Annotated in this window: 14 protein-coding genes and 1 pseudogene; 12 read left to right on the forward strand and 3 right to left on the reverse strand. The window is 69.9% G+C overall.

Features of this window, described 5'->3' with window-relative positions; all coding sequences use genetic code 11:
* From ABZZ79_RS37145 to ABZZ79_RS37155, 3 genes and pseudogenes are all read right to left on the reverse strand, one after another.
* Nucleotides 1-1764: pseudogene (locus ABZZ79_RS37145) on the reverse strand (IS256 family transposase); the annotation flags it as partial.
* A 194-nt stretch (nucleotides 1765-1958) separates the two neighbouring features.
* Nucleotides 1959-3902 (reverse strand): ABC transporter ATP-binding protein, encoded by a 1944-nt coding sequence (locus ABZZ79_RS37150; protein ID WP_356696651.1) that lies wholly within the window; start codon nucleotides 3900-3902, stop codon nucleotides 1959-1961.
* Nucleotides 3899-4789 carry an aminoglycoside phosphotransferase family protein gene (locus ABZZ79_RS37155; protein ID WP_356696653.1) on the reverse strand — a complete coding sequence of 297 codons (891 nt, stop codon included), beginning with the start codon at nucleotides 4787-4789 and terminating at the stop codon, nucleotides 3899-3901. The genes ABZZ79_RS37150 and ABZZ79_RS37155 overlap by 4 nt, the downstream gene beginning before the upstream one ends.
* An 810-nt stretch (nucleotides 4790-5599) precedes the next feature.
* Between ABZZ79_RS37155 and ABZZ79_RS37160 the strand changes: the two genes are divergently transcribed.
* From ABZZ79_RS37160 to ABZZ79_RS37215, 12 genes are all read left to right on the forward strand, one after another.
* Nucleotides 5600-6358, forward strand: a complete 759-nt coding sequence (locus tag ABZZ79_RS37160) for an NUDIX domain-containing protein (protein WP_356696655.1) — start codon at nucleotides 5600-5602, stop codon at nucleotides 6356-6358.
* 198 nt (nucleotides 6359-6556) lie between these two features.
* The gene (locus ABZZ79_RS37165; RefSeq protein WP_356696712.1) at nucleotides 6557-7393 is read left to right on the forward strand and encodes an NUDIX hydrolase; all 837 of its coding nucleotides are present in this window, start codon (nucleotides 6557-6559) and stop codon (nucleotides 7391-7393) included.
* 64 nt (nucleotides 7394-7457) lie between these two features.
* On the forward strand, nucleotides 7458-8387 hold the full coding sequence (locus tag ABZZ79_RS37170) for an aminoglycoside phosphotransferase family protein (protein WP_356696657.1): 930 nt from the start codon (nucleotides 7458-7460) through the stop codon (nucleotides 8385-8387).
* A gap of 96 nt (nucleotides 8388-8483) precedes the next feature.
* A complete protein-coding gene (locus ABZZ79_RS37175; protein WP_356696659.1) occupies nucleotides 8484-8717 on the forward strand; it encodes an MYXO-CTERM sorting domain-containing protein in 234 nt (77 codons plus the stop codon).
* 495 nt (nucleotides 8718-9212) lie between these two features.
* Entirely contained in the window at nucleotides 9213-9833 is a 621-nt protein-coding gene (locus tag ABZZ79_RS37180; RefSeq protein WP_356696714.1) for an MBL fold metallo-hydrolase, read from the forward strand.
* Between the two features lie 866 nt (nucleotides 9834-10699).
* Nucleotides 10700-11410 carry a DUF2637 domain-containing protein gene (locus tag ABZZ79_RS37185; RefSeq protein ID WP_356696661.1) on the forward strand — a complete coding sequence of 237 codons (711 nt, stop codon included), beginning with the start codon at nucleotides 10700-10702 and terminating at the stop codon, nucleotides 11408-11410.
* A 397-nt stretch (nucleotides 11411-11807) separates the two neighbouring features.
* The gene (locus ABZZ79_RS37190; RefSeq protein ID WP_356696663.1) at nucleotides 11808-12686 is read left to right on the forward strand and encodes a hypothetical protein; all 879 of its coding nucleotides are present in this window, start codon (nucleotides 11808-11810) and stop codon (nucleotides 12684-12686) included.
* On the forward strand, nucleotides 12683-13033 hold the full coding sequence (locus ABZZ79_RS37195) for a hypothetical protein (protein WP_356696665.1): 351 nt from the start codon (nucleotides 12683-12685) through the stop codon (nucleotides 13031-13033). Before ABZZ79_RS37190 ends, ABZZ79_RS37195 begins: the two co-directional genes overlap by 4 nt.
* An 18-nt stretch (nucleotides 13034-13051) precedes the next feature.
* A complete protein-coding gene (locus tag ABZZ79_RS37200) occupies nucleotides 13052-13867 on the forward strand; it encodes a hypothetical protein (protein ID WP_356696667.1) in 816 nt (271 codons plus the stop codon).
* Nucleotides 13868-13977: 110 nt separating this feature from the next.
* Complete coding sequence (locus ABZZ79_RS37205) at nucleotides 13978-15102, forward strand: tyrosine-type recombinase/integrase (RefSeq protein ID WP_356696669.1); 1125 nt, start codon at nucleotides 13978-13980, stop codon at nucleotides 15100-15102.
* Nucleotides 15099-15425, forward strand: a complete 327-nt coding sequence (locus ABZZ79_RS37210) for a helix-turn-helix transcriptional regulator (RefSeq protein WP_356696670.1) — start codon at nucleotides 15099-15101, stop codon at nucleotides 15423-15425. The genes ABZZ79_RS37205 and ABZZ79_RS37210 overlap by 4 nt, the downstream gene beginning before the upstream one ends.
* On the forward strand, nucleotides 15422-17791 hold the full coding sequence (locus ABZZ79_RS37215; protein WP_356696672.1) for an XRE family transcriptional regulator: 2370 nt from the start codon (nucleotides 15422-15424) through the stop codon (nucleotides 17789-17791). Before ABZZ79_RS37210 ends, ABZZ79_RS37215 begins: the two co-directional genes overlap by 4 nt.
* Nucleotides 17792-18019 lie beyond the last annotated feature (228 nt).

Consider the following 18019-nt stretch of genomic DNA (forward strand, 5'->3'; position numbering starts at 1 on the left):
CGGACGGTTTGACCGGAGCAGAGGGGCCCTCGGCCGTACAGGCGAGTGCCAGGAGACCGGCGCAGCCGACCAGAGCGGTTGCGCGGAGCCGACCGGATGCGGTCATGACGCCTCCAGGAAGTCCGGGATGCCGTCCGGCGGACGCCGGAGGGGCGGAGAACGCCGGGCCGCCGTGGTGCGAGCCGGTCGCCCGGCAACTGCCTGTGGGGCCGCCGGTCCACAGCACGGATGAAGACGCGTTTCAGCCTACTCGGGCAACCTGTGCGATGCCGGAGCGAGCGCGGCCCGGCACCGCCGGCTGACCTGCGACCTTCGGTACCGCTGAGCGACCCGGAGGCCGTACCGCGGCATGGGGGTCGAGGCGCTCGGGCTGGCGCCTCGACGCTCTGCCCGCCACGGTTAGCATCCGCTCCGGTTTCGAGCGGCACACCCTCGACGGGCGCGCGGTCCGCGCCGCCCTGCTCGACCTGGTCACCCAGCTCGGACACTTGCTGCGCCGCCGCAGCCAGGCCGCACGCGCCCTGACGCTGGTCCTGAAGTTCGGCGGGCAGGACGGACTCGTCGTTTTCTGACTCGATCGGGTGGAGGCGGGCCTTGGCGAGGAGTTCGCGGCCCATGTAGCGGCGGGCCTCGGTCCACTCGTCGTTCTGCTCGGCCAGGACCGCGCCGACGAGACGGATCACGGCGGTGCGGTCGGGGGAGATGCCGACCACGTCGGTGCGGCGGCGGATCTCCTTGTTCAGTCGCTCCTGCGGATTGTTCGACCAGATCTGCCGCCAGATCTCACGCGGGAACACGGTGAAGGCCAGCAGGTCATGCTGGGCGGTGTCCAAGTGGGTCAAGCTTTGGGGAACTTGGCCTCCAGCGCGTCCGGGACGTGTGCCATCTGTGCTCGGACGGCGTCGGTGTCGGGCTGTTCGAAGACCGTCCGCAGCAGCGTGGCCACCCACGGCTGGGCCGCTTTCGGAACCTGGCTCAGCAGGTTGCGGGCGTAGTGGGTGCGGCAGCGCTGCCAGGACGCGCCAGGCAGAACGGCGCCGATGGCGTTGACGAGGCCGGCGTGCGCGTCCGAGACGACGGGCTGGACGCCGGACAGGCCGCGTGCGATCAGCGAGCGCAGGAAGGCCGGCCAGCCCGCACCGTCCTCGGCCGTGGCGACGTCGATGCCGAGGATCTCGCGATGCCCGTCGGCGTTGACGCCGACCGCGATCAGCGCGTGGACATTGTTGATGCGGCCGCCCTCGCGGACCTTCTGGGTCAGCGCGTCCACCCAGACGAACGCATACGGCCCGGCGTCCAGCGGCCGGTTGCGGAACGCTGCGACCTGCTCGTCCAGGTGCCGGGCCATCGCACTGACCTGGGACTTCGACAGCTGGGTGCCCCAAGGGACTCGGCGGGCTGCTCGACCCGCCGGGTGGACACGCCGAGCGGGTAGGCGGTGGCGACCACGCTGATGAGGGCCTGTTCGGCTCGCCGGCGCCGTTCGAGGAGCCAGTGCGGGAAGTAACTGCCCTGGCGCAGCTTGGGGACGGCGAGCTCGACGGTGCCGGCGCGGGTGTCCCACTCGCGTGGGCGGTAGCCGTTGCGGTGGTTGACGCGTTCGTCGCTGACCTGCCCGTATTCGGCGTTGCAGACGGCATCCGCCTCCGCGGACATGAGAGCGTCGGCGAACGTCTTGACCATCGCGCGCAGCAGATCCGGACCCGCCGCGGCGAGGTTGTCTTCCGCGAGGGCGTGCAGGGGCAGACTGTCCGGTGCGGTCATCGTGCTGATCTCCTTCGAGGCTTCGACACTTCGAAGATCAGCCGGTGGCCGTTCGTCTATGTGGGCCTCACTCTGAGGCCGGAGCAAACCCCCGGATCAGGTCGAACCCGTACACCACTTCCCAGGACGCAACCGGAGGGGCGGGGCCGCACCGGCTGCGCGGCCCCGCGTTGACCTCTGCTGGTGGCCGCAGGTCAGCGGTCCTGTGCGAGGGCGTACAGCTCGCCGAGCAAACTCCCCTCGGTCGCGACGAGTTCGTCGAAGGAGCCTTGCTCCCGGACGGTTCCCTGGTCGAGGACGATCACTCGGTCGGCCATCCGTACGTTGTCGAGGCGATGGGTGACCACCACGGTGATCCGGTCCGGGGCCATGGCCCGCAGCTCCCGGAAGATCTGGTGCTCTCCTCGAGCGTCCATCTCGCTGGTCGGCTCGTCCAGGACGAGTACGGCCGGCTCCCTGTACATCGCTCTCGCGCAGGCCAGCCTCTGCCACTGACCTCCGGACAGCTCGTGGCCGCCCCACACCGACCGGGCGAGCAGTGTCTCCAGTCCCTTCGGGAGTTCGCGCAGGGCCTGGGTCATGCCGACCCGTTCGGCCGCGTCCCAGATCCGTTCGTCGCCGTGCTCGCGGGGCTGGCCCAGGGTGATGTTCTCCCGGGCGGCGAGCGGCCAGTGCCCGTTCTTCTGCGGCACCAGGCCCACCTGCCGCCACACGGATTCCGGGTCGGCGTCGGCCAAGTCGGTGTCGTCCCACAGGACCTTGCCGTCGGTCGGAACGGTCAGTCCGGTGAGCATGCGGATCAGCGTGGACTTGCCGGCGCCGTTCTCCCCGACGAGGGCGACGACTTCGCCGCGGTTCAGGGTGAGGGTGATCGGCTGGACGGCTGCGGCCTCCTTGCTCGGGTAGGTGTAGGAGGCGCCTTCCAGGCGGATCTGCTGCGGGGGCTTGGCCTGCGCGGTGCCGCGGGCCGTGGTCATGGCGCGGATCTCGTCGATGAACTCGTAGTAGTCGGAGAGGTAGAGGCCGTGGTGGAACATGACCGTCGAGTACCGGATGATCGAGTTCAGGGCGCGGCCGGCGGTCTGCGAGGCGACGACCGCGGTGCCCGCGCTCGCGGTCGTCATGGCCCCGGCGAGGACCAGGCCGGCGAGCGAGGCCCACATGCCGAGGGTGAACAGGCCGCCGAGCGAGGCGGCCAGCAGCGTGATCCGCAGATACGGGCGCGCCCCGGCGACCTCCCTCAACTCGACCCGGTCACACATGGACCGGTACCAAAAGTGCAGGTAGCCGCGCATGGTGTTGGCCCGCAGCTCGTCGGCGAGCTCGGCCGTCGTCAGCCACCAGCGCATCATGCCGCGGACATTGCGGGCGGAGATGGTCTGGTCGTGGACGCGGTAGTCGACCCGGGCGGCGATCACGCCCCCGAAACCGCGGGGAACGACGGACAGCAGCAGCACACCGAGCAGCAGCGGGTGCAAGGTGGTGAGTACCACGGCCGCGGAGGCGAGCTGGACGAGTCCGTTGGTGAGGGTCTTGGCGTCGTCGGCGAGGTCGACGGCGCGCAGCGCGCCGATCTCCGCCGCCTGGCTCCGGTCGCCGAACCCTTCCGCGTCGTAGGCGGCGAGTTCGGCCCGCATGTGGAGATCCACGAGCTGCAGGTCCGCGGCGGAGGCGATCTTCGGATTCAGGCGCCGGGTCGCCCAGTCCGCGAGGATCCACGTGGACGCGCCGGTGGCCATCGCGACGACGGCGACGGTCAGCGCCGGCCACGCATGGGCCAGGCCCTGGCGGGGGTCGTCGACCATCAGCTGCGGCAGGGCCTTCGCGATGGCGGTGAGCATCACGGCCGTGCCGATTCCGGACAGCAGCTGGCATACGACGATCGTCAGGGCCATGCGCCGGTCGACGCTCCAGGCCAGGCGGGCCGTCTGGATCAGGGCCGCGGGGATGCGGCGGGCCATGTCCCACAAGGTGGCGTCGTCCATCGCCCGCCGGTGTTTGCGCCCGTTGTAGTCGAGCTCCGGCGGGGCCGAGGGCTGCGGAGGGCCCGTCCGCGCGGCCGGGAGGGACGCCGCCTCGCCGCTGACGTCTGCTGCGTCGGCGGCCGGGGAGTCGGTCCGGTGGTGCGGTGCGGTCATGCGAACACCCCCGCCATCAGCCGGTCCAGGGTGCGCTGTCCGCCTGCGGTGAGGTGGGGGTCGTCGAGCTTCGGTCCCCAGACCAGGCAGCTCACCGCGTCGATCGCCGCCAGGCATTTCAAGGCGTGCTGCTCCTCGACGGTGAGGTTGCGGCCGTAGCCCTGGAGGCACGCGGCCCGCAGGTCGGGCCGATCGGTCCAGGTGGAGCAGGCCATCAGCACAAAGTCCTGCACGGCGGTCGCGGCCCGGGAGCGCTCGAAGTCGATCCATCCGGCCTGCTGCCGGGCGGTCGACCACATGAGGTTGCGGTCCCACGCGTCGCCGTGGATGTACGCGAGCGGCAGCGGCGGCAGGGCCCGCAGCTCCTCGGCCAGCTGGCGCACGAGCTTCTGCTCCGGCGCGGTCATCCGGTCCCCGGCCGCCGCCAGGTGCCCCTCGGCACCCTGGGCCGCGGCCTGCAGAGCCTGCGCTGCCTCGGCCCGTCGAGGACCGGACAGATCACCGGCCGCATGGAGGCGAGCCAGCAGGGCGCCGCCGTGCCGGTGCGCGCGGGCTTCCTCCACGGGCGAGAGCTTCAGCTGCTCGAGCGGCCGTCCTGGGACGGCGGTCAGCAGCAGTGCCAGATGCTCCGCGTTCGAGGCGCGCAGCTGCGGCGCACCGCCGGCGCCGAGGGCCGGTGCGGCACTTCGGAGCGCGAGCGTCTCGCGCTCGTACATCACGGCCTTGGGGGAGATTTTCAGGTAGAAGCGGCGCGCCCTGGGCAGGTCGAGCCGCCAGACGCGGGAGTTCTCGCGCGGATGGCTGACGTCCTTGACGGCGGGACGGGCGTCGAGTGCCCGGCTGGCCCACGCGAGCAGGGCAGGGGGCGGAGTGGTGTGGTTGGTCATGCCCCCCACCCCGATGACGGTCGTGATGCTGCGGCGAACAGGACGCGGCGCACGTCGACGGGCCGCCGGTGCGCGAGGGCCTCGGCGGCCGCAGCAGGAGGGTTCTCAAGAGCAGGGTGAAGGGTGGCCAAGCGGACGGGATTCACGGTTTCTCCTCGGTTCGGAAACGGGGTAGAGCACCCGGACAACGGACCTGATCGCAGGGCCGCTACGGGCAGCCGCGGGCGACGAGTCGAGTGAAGGTTCGACGCCGGGACGCGGACGGTAAGCGCCGTCTGCGTGGGCGGCTCCTCTCGCTTCGTTCGATTCACACGTACGGGGACGGCGGCGGGACGGCAGCCCGAGCGGCGGATTGCATGACGCGTCGACAGCACCCGTCTCCTTCGGTGTGGTGTGGCTGTGCTCTGCGGAAGGACCCTCGCCTACGCCACTGACAATCCGCGGCCACCAGCACCGTGATCCGGTCATCCCGGACCCGCCCTCACGTCAGCCGCCACCCGCGAACTGGGGGGCTCTGAACTGGGATGATGCTGGGAGAAAGGATTCTTGAACTCTCCGGGCCGGCCCGGAATCCGGCGCCCGCGAGAGTGGCTCGATCTGGTTCGCGGCCGGGTGAGCACCCGGAGCGTCACGCCCCTGGACGGCCGCGACGGCGGCTAGCATCGGCACCTTCGACGCGGCCGGCGCACGCCCGGGTGGTGTTCTCGCGTTCCGTGCCCGCGCCCGCAGATCGGCCGCTACGTTCGAACGCGCCGTCCCCCGCTGCACCCCCTGTGGAGCTGCACCGCGCACGAGGTCACCAGGAGAGCCATGACCATTCCCGCCCCGCACCTCCAGGACCTCGTCACCGGTTACCTGCGCGGGCACCCCGACGAACAGTCGCTGCTCCAGCCTCTCCTGGACCGTCTCGCCGCCGGCGCCAACGTGACCGACAGGCGGGAGTTCGACGGCCACGTCACCACCTCGGGCGTCGTCATCAACGACGCCGACGACGTCCTGCTCATCCACCACCTCGCCTCCGGCCGCTGGATCCAGCCCGGCGGCCACCCGGAGGACTCGGACCGCACGCTCGGGCAGGCCGTCCGGCGCGAGATCGCCGAAGAGACCGGCGTCACCGAGCTGGAAGTGTTCGGTGACGGCACGCCTGTGCACATCGACGTCCACACGATCGCGGCCCGGCCGGACAAGAACGAGCCGGCCCACGTGCACTACGACGTCCGCTACCTGTTCCGCGCCCGCGGGCCGGTCGGCCTGACCTTGCAGGCCGAAGAGGTCGGTGCGGCGCAATGGCGCTCTCCCTCGGAACTCGGTGACCCCGTCCTGCGCGCCCGGGTTCTGTCGAGCCTGGGCCTGCCGCGCCAGGACCGCCCGGCGGACGAGGATCCGTACTGCGCCCTCGTCGTGATCACGGACCCGGCCGCGACCAAGGTGCTGATGCACCTGCGCGACGACAAGCCGGGCATTTGGGCGCCGGGTACCTGGGCGCCGATGAGCGGCGGCGCCGAACCCGACGACCCCGACCCGCACGCCACCGCGTGCCGGGAGCTGCGCGAAGAGACCGGTCTGTAGAACATCCGGCTGACGCACCTGTTCTCCACCCACACTGACGGCTACCCCCGCCACGTCTTCCACGGCGTCTGGGACGGCGACCCCGACACGCTGACCCTCACCGAAGGCCGCAAGCTCGCCCTCATCCCGCGTGACGACCTCGACCGGATCCCGCTGCACCCGACCACCCGCCAGGACACCGGCCGCGTCCTGGAGCTCATCACGCCACGCCAACCGCCGTACCGCTACGGCACGTTGGCCCTGATCGGCAACCGGAGCGGTCATCTCCTGATGCATCTGCGCGGCGACAGCCCGGGAACCTGCTGGCCGGACACCTGGTCACCCAACGGCGGCAAACCAGAGGCCGCCGATGCCGGCCCGCGCGGCACCATCGTGCGCGAGGTCCACGAAGAGGTCGGCCTCGATGAAGCCGCCGTGAGCCTCTCGCACCTGTTCACCCACGCCGCCGACGACGGGCACCTCACCTACGTCTTCCGCGGCACCTGGGACGGCGACCCCGACACCCTGACCCTCACCGACGGCCGGGCACTCGCGTTCATCGACCCGAAGAACCTCGGGGACCGCCCGATGAGCCCGCTTGCCCGCTACGCTGCCCTGCGCGGTCTCGCCGCCGAGCTCGAAGACCAGGCCCACCGCGACGGAATCCACACCCTCGTCGCCGGCGGCCTGGTCGTGCACGACGAGCGCCTCCTGGTCGTCCGCCGTAACCCGGACGACTACCTCGGCGGCACCTGGGAGACCCCGGCCGGCCGGCTCGAGAGAGGCGAGTCGATCATCGACGCCCTCCCGCGCGAGATCATGGAGGAGACCGGCCTCACCATCACCATCGACCGCTACGCGGGCCACTTCGACTACACCAACGCCCGCGGCCGCACCAGCCGCCAGTTCGTCTTCGTCTGCACGCCGGAGAAGCCGGGCCCGGTCACCTTGTCCGAGCACGATCGCCACCAGTGGGTGCGCGCCCTGGACAAGCTCCCGACGACCACCCCGGAGCTCCGGCGCTTCCTGGAGCAGCAGTGGCCGGCACGGCGGTGACCGGCCGACCGGTAGGAGCCGCGCACCGGCACGGCGCCGCGTGCCCCGGCCGGGCGGTGCGCCGGTGATCGTTCTTCCGGAGGCGTTCGTGCGGGTCACCGTGGGCCGTGAAGGCCCGGCCGGCTCGGCATGGCTCTCCGCTCTCCCGGCCACGGCGCGGGAGGTGGCCGAGCGCTGGGACTGCACGGCGGACGGTGACCTGCTGTACGGGGGCGTCGGGATCGTTGTCCCGGTGCTGCGCAAGACGACCGAGCCTGCCGTGCTGAAGGTGTCCTTTCCTCATCCGGAGAATCGGTTCGAGCCGGACGCGCTCTCGGCCTGGGGCGGGCGCGGAGCGGTCCTGCTGCACGAGCGGGACGACGACCGGTTCGCCATGCTCCTGGAGCGGGCGCACCCCACGACGCTGGCCCAGGCCGCGGAGGGCGACGAGGTGGCGGTGATTGCGGGGAACGTCAGCCGTCGCCTCGCCGTCCCCGCCCCCGCCGGACTGCCCCGGCTTCAAGACCGGGCCGCCGGGTGGGAGGATCAATTACGCCGGGACGCCCGGGACTTCCCGGACGCCCTGCCGTCCCGGACGGTGCAGGCCGCGACGGCGACGGTGCGCACCCTCGCGCACCACCAGCCGGACACCCTCATCCACGGCGACCTGAACGCGCGGAACATCCTGGCGGGCATCCGAGAGCCCTGGCTGGCCGTCGACCCGAAGGGCTGGGTGGGCGACCGGGCGTACGACTGCGGCACGCTGACCAAGTCCCGGTCGGTCGTCCTCGCCGAGCAGGGAGACCTGGCCAGGGGGATCCGCCGCACCCTCGACGCCTTCACCAGCGCCGCCGAGCTCGATCGGGAGAACGCACGACGGTGGGCGCAGTTCAGTGCGGTCCAGGCCGCCTACGGCGGCCGCCGGCGCGGGTTCCGCCGTGGCCGCCACGGAGCCGAACGTGCTCGACTCATCGCGCTCGTCGACGAGTTGGCGCGCATCCTCACCGGCCTGTGACCTCACCAACACCGCAGCTCAAAGGCGGGGCGTGTCCGCGACGGATTCGATGGCGGAAACCGGTGCCGCCCCGGGTTTCTCGGGCAAGATGACGGCATGGCCACGGTCGACCCCGCGCACCGCACCGGATTCGCTCTCATCCCCGCGCTCGCCGGCGGGCCGATCGCCGTCGGCCTCTGCGCGGTCGCCGGGGCGAACCCCGAGCCCTGGATGTGGCTGAGCGCGCTCGCGGCAGGCTTCTGGGGATACCGGTACGCGCGACGTTGGACGACAGCGGGTGACACGGACGGCCCCGACGAGGCAAGGGCCGAGCCACACGCACGCGACTGACTGCCGTGACCGGCAGAGACGTTCATGGCCGGGCGGCCGCCCATCATGTGAGCCGGTCCGCCCGCGCCCGTCACTCGACGACGGTGAATTCGACGGGGGCGGAGCTACGGCCGTTGACCTGGATCTCGATCGCGAGCTGTTTCCGCAGTTCAACGGCCCTTTTCCTTAGCAGGGAGCAGGTCAGAGCAGGTGCGTCGAACGTTCCGCCTCAACGTGTAGCGGGTGACAGACCATCACGTCACTGATCTGGCAAAACGTGCAGGTCAGAAGCGTACGGTGCTGGCGGCTATCGGCAGTGGCGAGCGGACCTTCACCAGCATCGCCCGTGCAGCCGGCGGAATCGGGGCCACACTGACTTTCAGCTGGTGCGGGGCGGGCTGAGCTTCGTGATCTTCCGCGTGTCGGCACAGTCAAGCCACGGGATGCCCGTCCGTCCACTTCGGCTGATCGCGAACGTAGGTGTGCCTTGCTGGTTCGGTTGGCAGGGTGAAGGCCATGAGGATTTCCAAGTTCGGTCATGCATGCGTACGTCTGGAGAGGAACGGCTCGGCGATCGTCATCGACCCGGGTGTGATGACTACCGAGGCGGACGCGCTGATGGGAGCCGAGGCCGTCCTCATCACGCATGAACACTTTGACCACTTCGATCCGGGGCGTCTGCGCGAGGTCCCGTCGGCCATCTACACCTGTGCCGGGGTTGCCCGGCACTTGAACGGGTTCGGCGAGCGCGTGCATGTGGTCCGCGACGGCGACAGCTTCTCCGTCGCGGGCTTCGAGGTGTCAGTGGCGGGCGACAAGCATCACTTCAGCCACCCGGATGCGTCTCCCGTCGACAATGTCGGGTTCCTGATCGACGGGGAGGTCTTCCACCCGGGCGACGCGTTGACCGTGGTCGATACACCGACGCTGTTGCTGCCTGGCCAGGCTCCGTGGCTGACGGTGCCCGACATGATCGGCTACCTGCGCCGGATGTCACCGCTCCGTGCGTACGCCATTCATGACGGGCTCCTCAACGAGTGGGGCCTGAAGGTCCTGGACGACGTACTCGCCATGGAGGCCAGGCGGTCAGGTGCCGACATCCGGCGGCTCCGCCCTGGCGAGAGCGTCGAACTGTAGACGGTGTCGGCCGGCTGCCGGGGCAGTACCGGGTGCTGGGCCTTGCTGCAGTTTGTGATCTTCATGCCCTGCGATGCGGTCTGTCGTCGGTAATGGCTGGTCTGTGATCGCGCCTGGTGGCGGCGTCGCCAGTCGGTCCAGCCGAGTCGGTGGGCCAGCCCGTCGAGAGGTCGGACGGCGACGGTGAGGAACGGGTGCTGGATCTCGTGGCAGGTCAGCTGGATCACGTGGTTCGGTCCCGGCCGGTGGGCGTGTTCGTCGGCGCGGATGACGGCGAGGAAGTCTCCGGGATCTGTGCCCGTTCTGTTGCCGGTGTTCCCCAATGCGCCTATCCGCGCGACCTCCAAAGCGACGGGAACGTTTCTTCATGGTGGTCCCGCAGAGGCCGCTGCGACACTCGCTCGCACCGCGTCCCGGCTCACCGGAGATCACCCCCGGAGCCATAAATCCAGCTGCGCGGGCGACGAGTTGACGACCATGCGGAGGCAACTCCATCAACTGGTTCCTGCTTTTATCGGCTAAATTTTTCATTCGAGCGTCCTGGTAGCTCGTTCGGGCCGATTTTTCCTCCGAATGCAGCACATCCACCCCCTGCGTCATGCTCGTTATGCGGGCGTGACAGATCACGAAGAATGGGGAGTAGTGAGACTTTCGTCAGCGAACGGCGGCCATGTGTTCACCACCGCCACAGTATGAATCGGCCCTCTCTCGGGCCTGCTGGTCGATTTCCTGAACGCGATCAATGGACTCGAAAGCGAGCACCTGAAGGCGACTCAAAGACTGCATCACGGCAATGCCGCCGTAATGTCGTCCGTGTCTCGCGCGCTCGACACGACGCCCTGAAAGAGGGCGCGGAGAAACTTCCAATGGACAGGTACAGCAATGAAGGATTCCCCTACGCACAGCCCTACCCTCCGAGGGCAGGACAGGAGTCGCTGAGCCAGTACGACATTCCCTTCCCGGTCCAGCAGTCCTGGGACGACGGGCCGCAGGCCACCGTGGGGGACAGCTGGGACCCGGACGAAGAGCTCGCTGCCATGCTGTATCCGGCCTCGACGAGCCGGCAGCCCGCTCCCCACGACTCCCTGGACCAACCGCTTCACAGAGTCGACCGGCGGCGCATGCGGCACAAGCCGCACTTTCCGGCCGGTCGGCGCATCACCACCGGCACGGTCCTGATCACCGCGATCGCCGTGTGCGCGGCGTGCCTGCTGGGCTGGTCGGTCGCCTACACCTACGGCCAGCTCCGCACGATCGCCGAGGGCATGCTGCCCGACAAGATGGCCCAGTGGTGGCCGCTGGCGGTGTACGGGCCGTGGTTCGTCGCCGCTCTGTCGATTCTGCGGGCCACTGTGCAGCACCGGCGCGCGCACCGCTCCTGGGGCGTTCTCCTCACGTCCTCGGCCACGGCGGCAGCCCTGTCCGTCGGCCACTCGTCCCGCTCACTCATGGCATTCGTGATGTTCGGAATTCCACCGGTCACGGCCCTGGTGTGCTTCTGGGAACTCATCGGCCAGATCTCCGCCAAGTGCCGGACACGGCAGGGAGCTCATGCGCAGAGAAGCCGCAGAACATGAGGAACTCCAGGGGGGGTGAGAATCCCGGAGTCCGAACGCAGCGCCCCCGGCAGATGAAGGACACCGTTGGCGAATCCTGGAGCTGAACGTGACGTCGGCCTCCGTGACCCGTTGTGGTCGTGAAGGCCGACGTCGTGTTTGGGGAGGGTCGGTGTCGCTGGACGCCAGGAAGATCGATGGGGCTCGGGCAGTGTGACCAGCGAGAACTGGAAGCCGGTCAGCCACGGAGGCTGCACGGCAGCCCAGGCATCCAGGCCCTCGTAGACCGTGCCCTACATGCCCATCTCGTGCCGGTGGCGGCGCCAACGCTCGCGGTGGTACGTGCACAACGGCACCCGGTCATGGGCACTGCCAGCGCAGGCTCCGACCCGACAGGGCGCTGTTGGAGCTGACCGAGTTGTCGCGACGACGTGGCGGCCACGGCCTGGCGTTCGGGTACGCGCGGGCGTCGAAGACCAGCCTCGGCCGGTGGGCTGCGGGCGTGACCTCCGGCCACACCTCCGACTGGGCGGCGGGCCGCGGCTTCCCGCTGCTGCCCCGCCGCGGGACCGCCTCCCCGGCGGCCAAGGAGCAGAAGGCACCGGCCGGCGCCGCCCAGCGAAGGCCGAGCCCGGGTGAGGGCGCGGGCAAGCCGAGTGTGGAGGTGCTGCGGCTTCGGCAGACCGCGCTGGAGCGCCTGCGGCGCCCGGTCGCGCACTCCAGTCGCAATCTGAACGACCACTACCTCAAGCGCAGCCCCGCGGTGCAGCGCGAAGGACGCGGCATCGTGCAGTCGGCGCTGGAAGGACAGGTCGCCAAGGCCCGTGCCGTCCAGCAGGTGCCGGTGTTCGGTGCCGACTTCGTGGCGATGGCCGCGGCGGAGCCGGAACGAGCGGCAGCGGAGATGGGCGTGGACGTCACCGCCCTGAAGGGCGTCCTCGCCGGCCGGCAGGACACGGTCCTGGCGAGCTGCACCGACCACCGCAACGGACCGGACACACCAGCAGGCGAGCCGTGCACCGCCTCGTTCCTCGCGTGCCTGGGCTGCCGCAACGCCCGCGCGCTGCCCCATCACCTGCCCGTCCAGGTCCACGTCCACGACCGGCTCGCACAGCTGCGCGGCCACATGGACCCAGAAGTGTGGGCGTTCCGCTACGAGGACGCCTTCGCCGGGCTGACCCACCTGCTCGCATCGCCGCACTACACGCTCGCGGACCGGGACCAGGCCCGCGGACAGCTCACCGAGGGCGACCGGCGCCTGGCCGAGGACCTGCTGGAAGGACGACTGGACCTGTGATCGACACCCCTGCTACCGCGCCGACCGAGGCCGACGTGGCGTGGCCAACGCCCGACACGATCGTCCTGCGGGGCAGGAAACTGCGCCCCGGGGTGGCCCGTGCCGAGCTGTCCCGCTTCGCCGACGCAGTCTGGGTGCTGGACCACGCGCAGGCCGATGATCACTCGGTCGGGCGGTGCCTGCACTGGGCGAAGTTCCCGCGCCGCTTCGAGCGCCCCATCAAAGCCTTCACCCTCGCCGTGCTGGACCATCCCCGCCGGGCGGTCCTGACGCTCGGCCCGCCGGGGGATTCGGCCGCCCTGGGGACGCTGCGCACGTGGAGGGACGACCTGCTGGTCTTCACTTAGTGGCTGACTGCCCAGGGCGTGCGGGAGCTGTGCGACATCACCGGGGACGACCTCGACCGCTACCGGGCCCACGTGCTCGACCTGGCCCGCAGCCCCGGCCGGCGGGCCCATCTGCTGCATGCGGTGCGCGTGCTGTGGGCCTACCGGGACCACCTGCCGGCGTCGTGCCGCGTCGCGGGCTCCCGGCCTTTCGGAGCGGCCTCAAGCCTGGAGCTGGCGGACGCCGTGGTGAAGACCCGGCACAACCGCACGCTGCGGATCCCGCCGGAGACGATGGAGGCCCTGCTGGGCTGGGCGCTGCGGATGGTGGAGGACTTCGCGCCCGACATCCACGACGCGCTCAGCGAGTACCGCCACCTCATGAACGGCACCCATCCGGTGACGCGTTCCTTCGCACCGGGCCGGGGTACGCCGGTCGCGGACCGGGCCGGCGCCTACGTGCGGCAGTTGGCCGCCTCCGGGGGCAGCTTGCCCGGCAAGACGGGGCGAGAAGGCAACGTCGTGCTCGACGTCCCCCACCTCGCGCGGCTGCTGGGCGTCCACAAGGACAAGGTCCGCCGGGTGAGCCCCGGCATCCTCGACATCGCGGGAGACCTCGGCCTGCCGCTCGCCTCGGACGCCCCTCTCGGCGGCATCACTGCCCTTCTGCACGGCGTGCCCTGGCGCATCCAGCCGATCGGGTTGCGCGAACTGCCGCAGATGGTCATGCATTTGGCGACCGCGTGCTTCGTCGTCATCGCCTACCTGTCGGGCATGCGGCCGGGTGAGAACGGGGCGGAGTTGCATCTGATGTGGCACTCCGCAGGGTCCAAGTACACGCGAATCAGCAGGTGATGGGCCCCTGCTCCGCCGTCCTCTCGCACCGCGCAGGCGATCTACCAGCAACTCTTGCGCTCCACTGATGCCGTCCCAACAATGATGCGTCTAACGCAACGGAGGTTGGAGTGGCGAAAGCGGCCGATTTGGCAGGTGCGGCACATCTGATGCTCGTGGACGGGATCTCCTACATGGACCCCGCGCCCGCCGTATTCGAGGCCATGCTGGAGGGGTGGACCAAGCAGCAGCGGGCCCGCTTTCTGAAGTGGGACGGGACCATCAAGCCGCGGCTGTCGCTGGTCCGTCGGTTCGCCGAGTACTCCAACCAGTACCCGTGGCAGTGGCAGCCGGCGGAGTTCGAGGCGTTCATCGACCACCTGCGCACGAAGACGCCGACGTTCACGGTGGCGACCGGCCGCAACTACCAGAACCACCTGCGACTGTTCTGCGAGTTCATCACCGATCCGCGCTACGGCTGGATGTCCGTCTGCCGGGAACGCTTCGGCGAGGTGCCGGTCCAGATCCTGCACGAGTGGAATACCGTCACCCACGTCAGCGAGTACGAGGGCGACCCGAGCCGCAGGCCACTGACCTACGACGAGATCCAAGACCTGTTCGACGCCGCCGACGGACGGGTCGAAGAGATCCGAAAGCGCGGCCGCAAGGGCGCGTTGACCGCGATGCGCGACTCCGCCCTGCTCAAGACCTACTACGCCTACGGCATGCGGCGCCGGGAGAACGTCGGCCTCGACCTCGCCGACCTGCGGCGCAACCCAAAGGCCCCGCAATACAAGCGCCACGGAGCGGTGTTCGTACGCTGGGGCAAGTCCTCCAAAGGCAGCCCGCCCAAGCGCCGCACCATCTTCACCGTCCCCGAGATGGACTGGATCGTCGACGACCTCGACCACTACCTGACCGAGGTCCTGCCCCGCTTCAACGTGGGCAAGCAACCCGCGATCTGGGTCACCGAACGCTCCGGGCGCCTGTCACGCCGTTCGGCGAACGAAGCCTTCGAGGCCGCGAAGCAGGCCGCCGACCTGCCCGAAGAACTCGAATTGCACTGCCTGAGACATTCCTATATCACACATTTGACCGAATTTGATTACCCGGAACGGTTCATCCAAGACCAGGCCGGTCACGGCTATGCCAGCACGACAGCCCTCTATACCGGCGTCTCGGACGAGTACCGCAACCGGCTGGTGCACAAGAAGTTGGGCCAGCGATACCCCGGCATCTGGGAGGACCCGAAGTGATCAAGAAGATGGGCTACCGCTGGAACCTGCGCAAGCTCATGGCCGACCGGGAGATGTTCCAGACCACCGACCTGGTGCCGCTGCTGGCCGAACGGGGCGTCAACCTCTCGCGCGAGCAGGTCTTCCGTTTGGTCACGCAGCCGCCGCAGCGGCTGTCGATGGACACCCTCGCGGCTCTGTGCGACATCCTCGACTGCCAGCCCAACGACCTCATCGAGGTCCAAGTCGTCAACGAAGAGGTCCGCAAGACCGCCGGCGGCGAGACGCCCGGCCCGCTTCCGGCCGTGCGCCGGACCTCGATCCGACGGCCGGAGGGCCTATGACCGCATCCTCTCCGACCGCCCCGTCAACCGTCGCCCGGCTCGCCGCGCAGGCCGCCCGTCTGGAGGCCGCGACGGCCGCCGCCGTCGGCCACCTCACCTCGGCTCTGCCATCGCTCGGACGCAAGGACGCCGAGGCCGCGCTGGTGACCGCGGTGCCGATCCCCACCCGCGGGGCGGCCCGCTACCTGGAGGAACTGGCCGGACACCTCGCCACTCACCCCGACGCAATGACGTCCGGCAGCTCGCTCTGCCCGCCGATTCTGCTGCGGCTCGCGGAAGTCCTGCACGACGCCGGGCACCCTGTGGCCCGTCCCGGTTGCGCACACTGCGGAAAGGTACGAAGCGACCTGCGCCAACTCCGCCCTGAAGGACGGCTCTGCGCCACATGCGACGCCAGGAGCCGGCAAGCGACATGCACCCGCTGCAGCCGCGAGAACGTACGCATCGCGGCCCGGCGCCCCGAGGGCCGCATCTGCTACACCTGCTACCACTCGGACCCGGAGATCTTCGAGGAGTGCGCCGAGTGCGGCCAGTCCCGAGCTCCCGCTGTTCGCCGTGAGGACGGACGCGCCGTCTGCAGGAGCTGCTGGAAACGCCCGCTGCACACCTGCGCGAGCTGCGGAAAGACCGCAGCCGCCGCCCTCATTGACGACGATGGAGCGCTCTGCCGCCTCTGCTACAACCGCCACCGCCGGCCGAGGCGCCTTTGTGGACGATGCGGACAGATCAAGCGCATAGCGTGCAATGCGCGAAACGGGCAGCCGGACCTCTGCGACGGCTGCTACCGAGGCCCCGAAGTGACCTGCTCGATCTGCAGCCGGGTCCGCCCCTGCACCAGCCGCGATGCCCAGGGTCAGCCAATCTGCGCCACTTGCTACCAGCGCCATCGCACCGGCGAGCCGTGCGCTCGCTGCGGCAAAACTAAGCCGAGCACCACCCGGTGGCCCATCGGACCGGTCTGCCACGTCTGCTACACCGCCGTGCTCCGGTCACCGGCCGAGTGCCCCCGCTGCGGCCTGGTCCAGCCGCTGATCGCTCGAGGTGACGACGGCGCCGAAGTCTGCGGGCCATGCGTCGGTTTCGCCGCCGACTACACCTGCAAGCAGTGCGGCCGGGCTGGCAATCCCCACAGCCGCGGCCGATGCGCTCACTGCGTCCTCGCCGAACGGGTCAACGCCCTGCTGGCCGGGCCGGGCGGCACGGTCACCCCACAGCTGAAACCGCTCGCGGCCGCGCTGGCGGACGCCCCCTCACCGTTCCCCGCCATCCAGTGGCTCAAGGAGAGCCCGAACACCAAGCTCCTCGCCCACCTGACGGCCGAAGGACACGAACTCAGCCACGAGCTGCTGGATGAGCTCCCGCCCAGCCGGAACCAGCGCTATATCCGCCAACTCCTCGTCCACACCGGCATCTTGGACGAGCGGAACGAAGACCTCGAACGCATTCCCGGCTGGCTGGAGCACGAGCTCTCGGACAAGCCGGCCGCGCACGCCAACCTCGCCCGCCCGTTCCTGAACTGGTTCCTGCTTCGGCGGGCCCGCCAACGGGCCGCCGCCCGCCGCCACCCCGCCTCCGCTGACCGCGACCTGCGCCGCCGCGTCAGCGTCGCCCTGGACTTCCTGGCCTGGATCGACCAACGCGGCCTGGCCCTCGCCGACCTCGCCCAGGAGCACATCGACGACTGGATCACCGAGGCTACCAGCCAGCGCCGCTACTTGATCCGGTACTTCCTGAAGTGGACCACGAGCCGTCGGCTCACCCGCGAGCTGACCGTCCCCTCCCTCCCGAGGCAGGAGCCCCAGGACCTGCTCGACGACGATGATCGCTGGCAGCTCCTCCAACACTGCCTGACCGACGATGCCCTGCCCACGGACGTCCGGGCCGGCGGCGCGATCACCCTGCTGTTCGGTCCGTCCACCGAACGTCTCTGCCATCTGACGCCTGAAGACCTCAGGTTCGGCGACAAGCACGCCCACCTCGTCCTGGGCCGCCACCCCGTCCTGCTGCCTCCACGGCTCGCCAAGCTCCTTCGGCAACTTGCCGAACAACCCGAACTGCGGCCGCAGCTCTCGCGAGCACACCCAGGCCCCCGGTGGCTCTTCCCCGGCATGGTCCCGGGCAAGCCGATCTCAACGCACGGCATGACCCAGAAACTCAACCGGCACGGCATCCCGGTTCGCACCGCGCGCAACGGCGCACTGGCCGCCCTCGCTGCTGATCTCCCCAGCCCGATCCTCGCCGACGTGACCGGGATGCACCGCCACACCGCGCTCCGCTGGGTCGCCTACGCCCGACGCGACTGGGCCGAGTACCTCGCCGCCCGGGCGGCAGATCCGAAGAGCAGGTCAGCAGAGGGGGGTTGGTGAGCTGCTGTATCAGGTAAGTGAGGCTGCGTTCCTGAACCGGCGCGCGGGCGAAGAGTGTCCACCCGTCAATATAGCGAGCCCAGACAGGTCAGGGCTCTTGCAAATTCGAACGTCGATCCGTCTTCTGCTCTGGCCGCGGTACAACGCGCCGTAGCGACCCGTACGCCGTCCGCCGCGAGTTCCTCCAGCGTCTCCCGGGTCACCGTCAAAACGCTTCAGACGCTCCCG

Source organism: Streptomyces sp. NPDC006458 (assembly GCF_040612135.1).
Classification (GTDB): domain Bacteria; phylum Actinomycetota; class Actinomycetes; order Streptomycetales; family Streptomycetaceae; genus Streptomyces.

Excerpts from the sequence above, each read along its gene's own strand:
- ABZZ79_RS37215 (WP_356696672.1), top strand. The coding sequence starts at position 15,422 with ATGACCGCATCCTCTCCGACCGCCCCGTCAACCGTCGCCCGGCTCGCC.
- ABZZ79_RS37150 (WP_356696651.1), bottom strand. The coding sequence starts at position 3,902 with ATGACCGCACCGCACCACCGGACCGACTCCCCGGCCGCCGACGCAGCA.
- ABZZ79_RS37175 (WP_356696659.1), top strand. The coding sequence starts at position 8,484 with ATGGCCACGGTCGACCCCGCGCACCGCACCGGATTCGCTCTCATCCCC.
- ABZZ79_RS37160 (WP_356696655.1), top strand. The coding sequence starts at position 5,600 with ATGACCATTCCCGCCCCGCACCTCCAGGACCTCGTCACCGGTTACCTG.
- ABZZ79_RS37185 (WP_356696661.1), top strand. The coding sequence starts at position 10,700 with ATGGACAGGTACAGCAATGAAGGATTCCCCTACGCACAGCCCTACCCT.
- ABZZ79_RS37155 (WP_356696653.1), bottom strand. The coding sequence starts at position 4,789 with ATGACCAACCACACCACTCCGCCCCCTGCCCTGCTCGCGTGGGCCAGC.
- ABZZ79_RS37180 (WP_356696714.1), top strand. The coding sequence starts at position 9,213 with ATGAGGATTTCCAAGTTCGGTCATGCATGCGTACGTCTGGAGAGGAAC.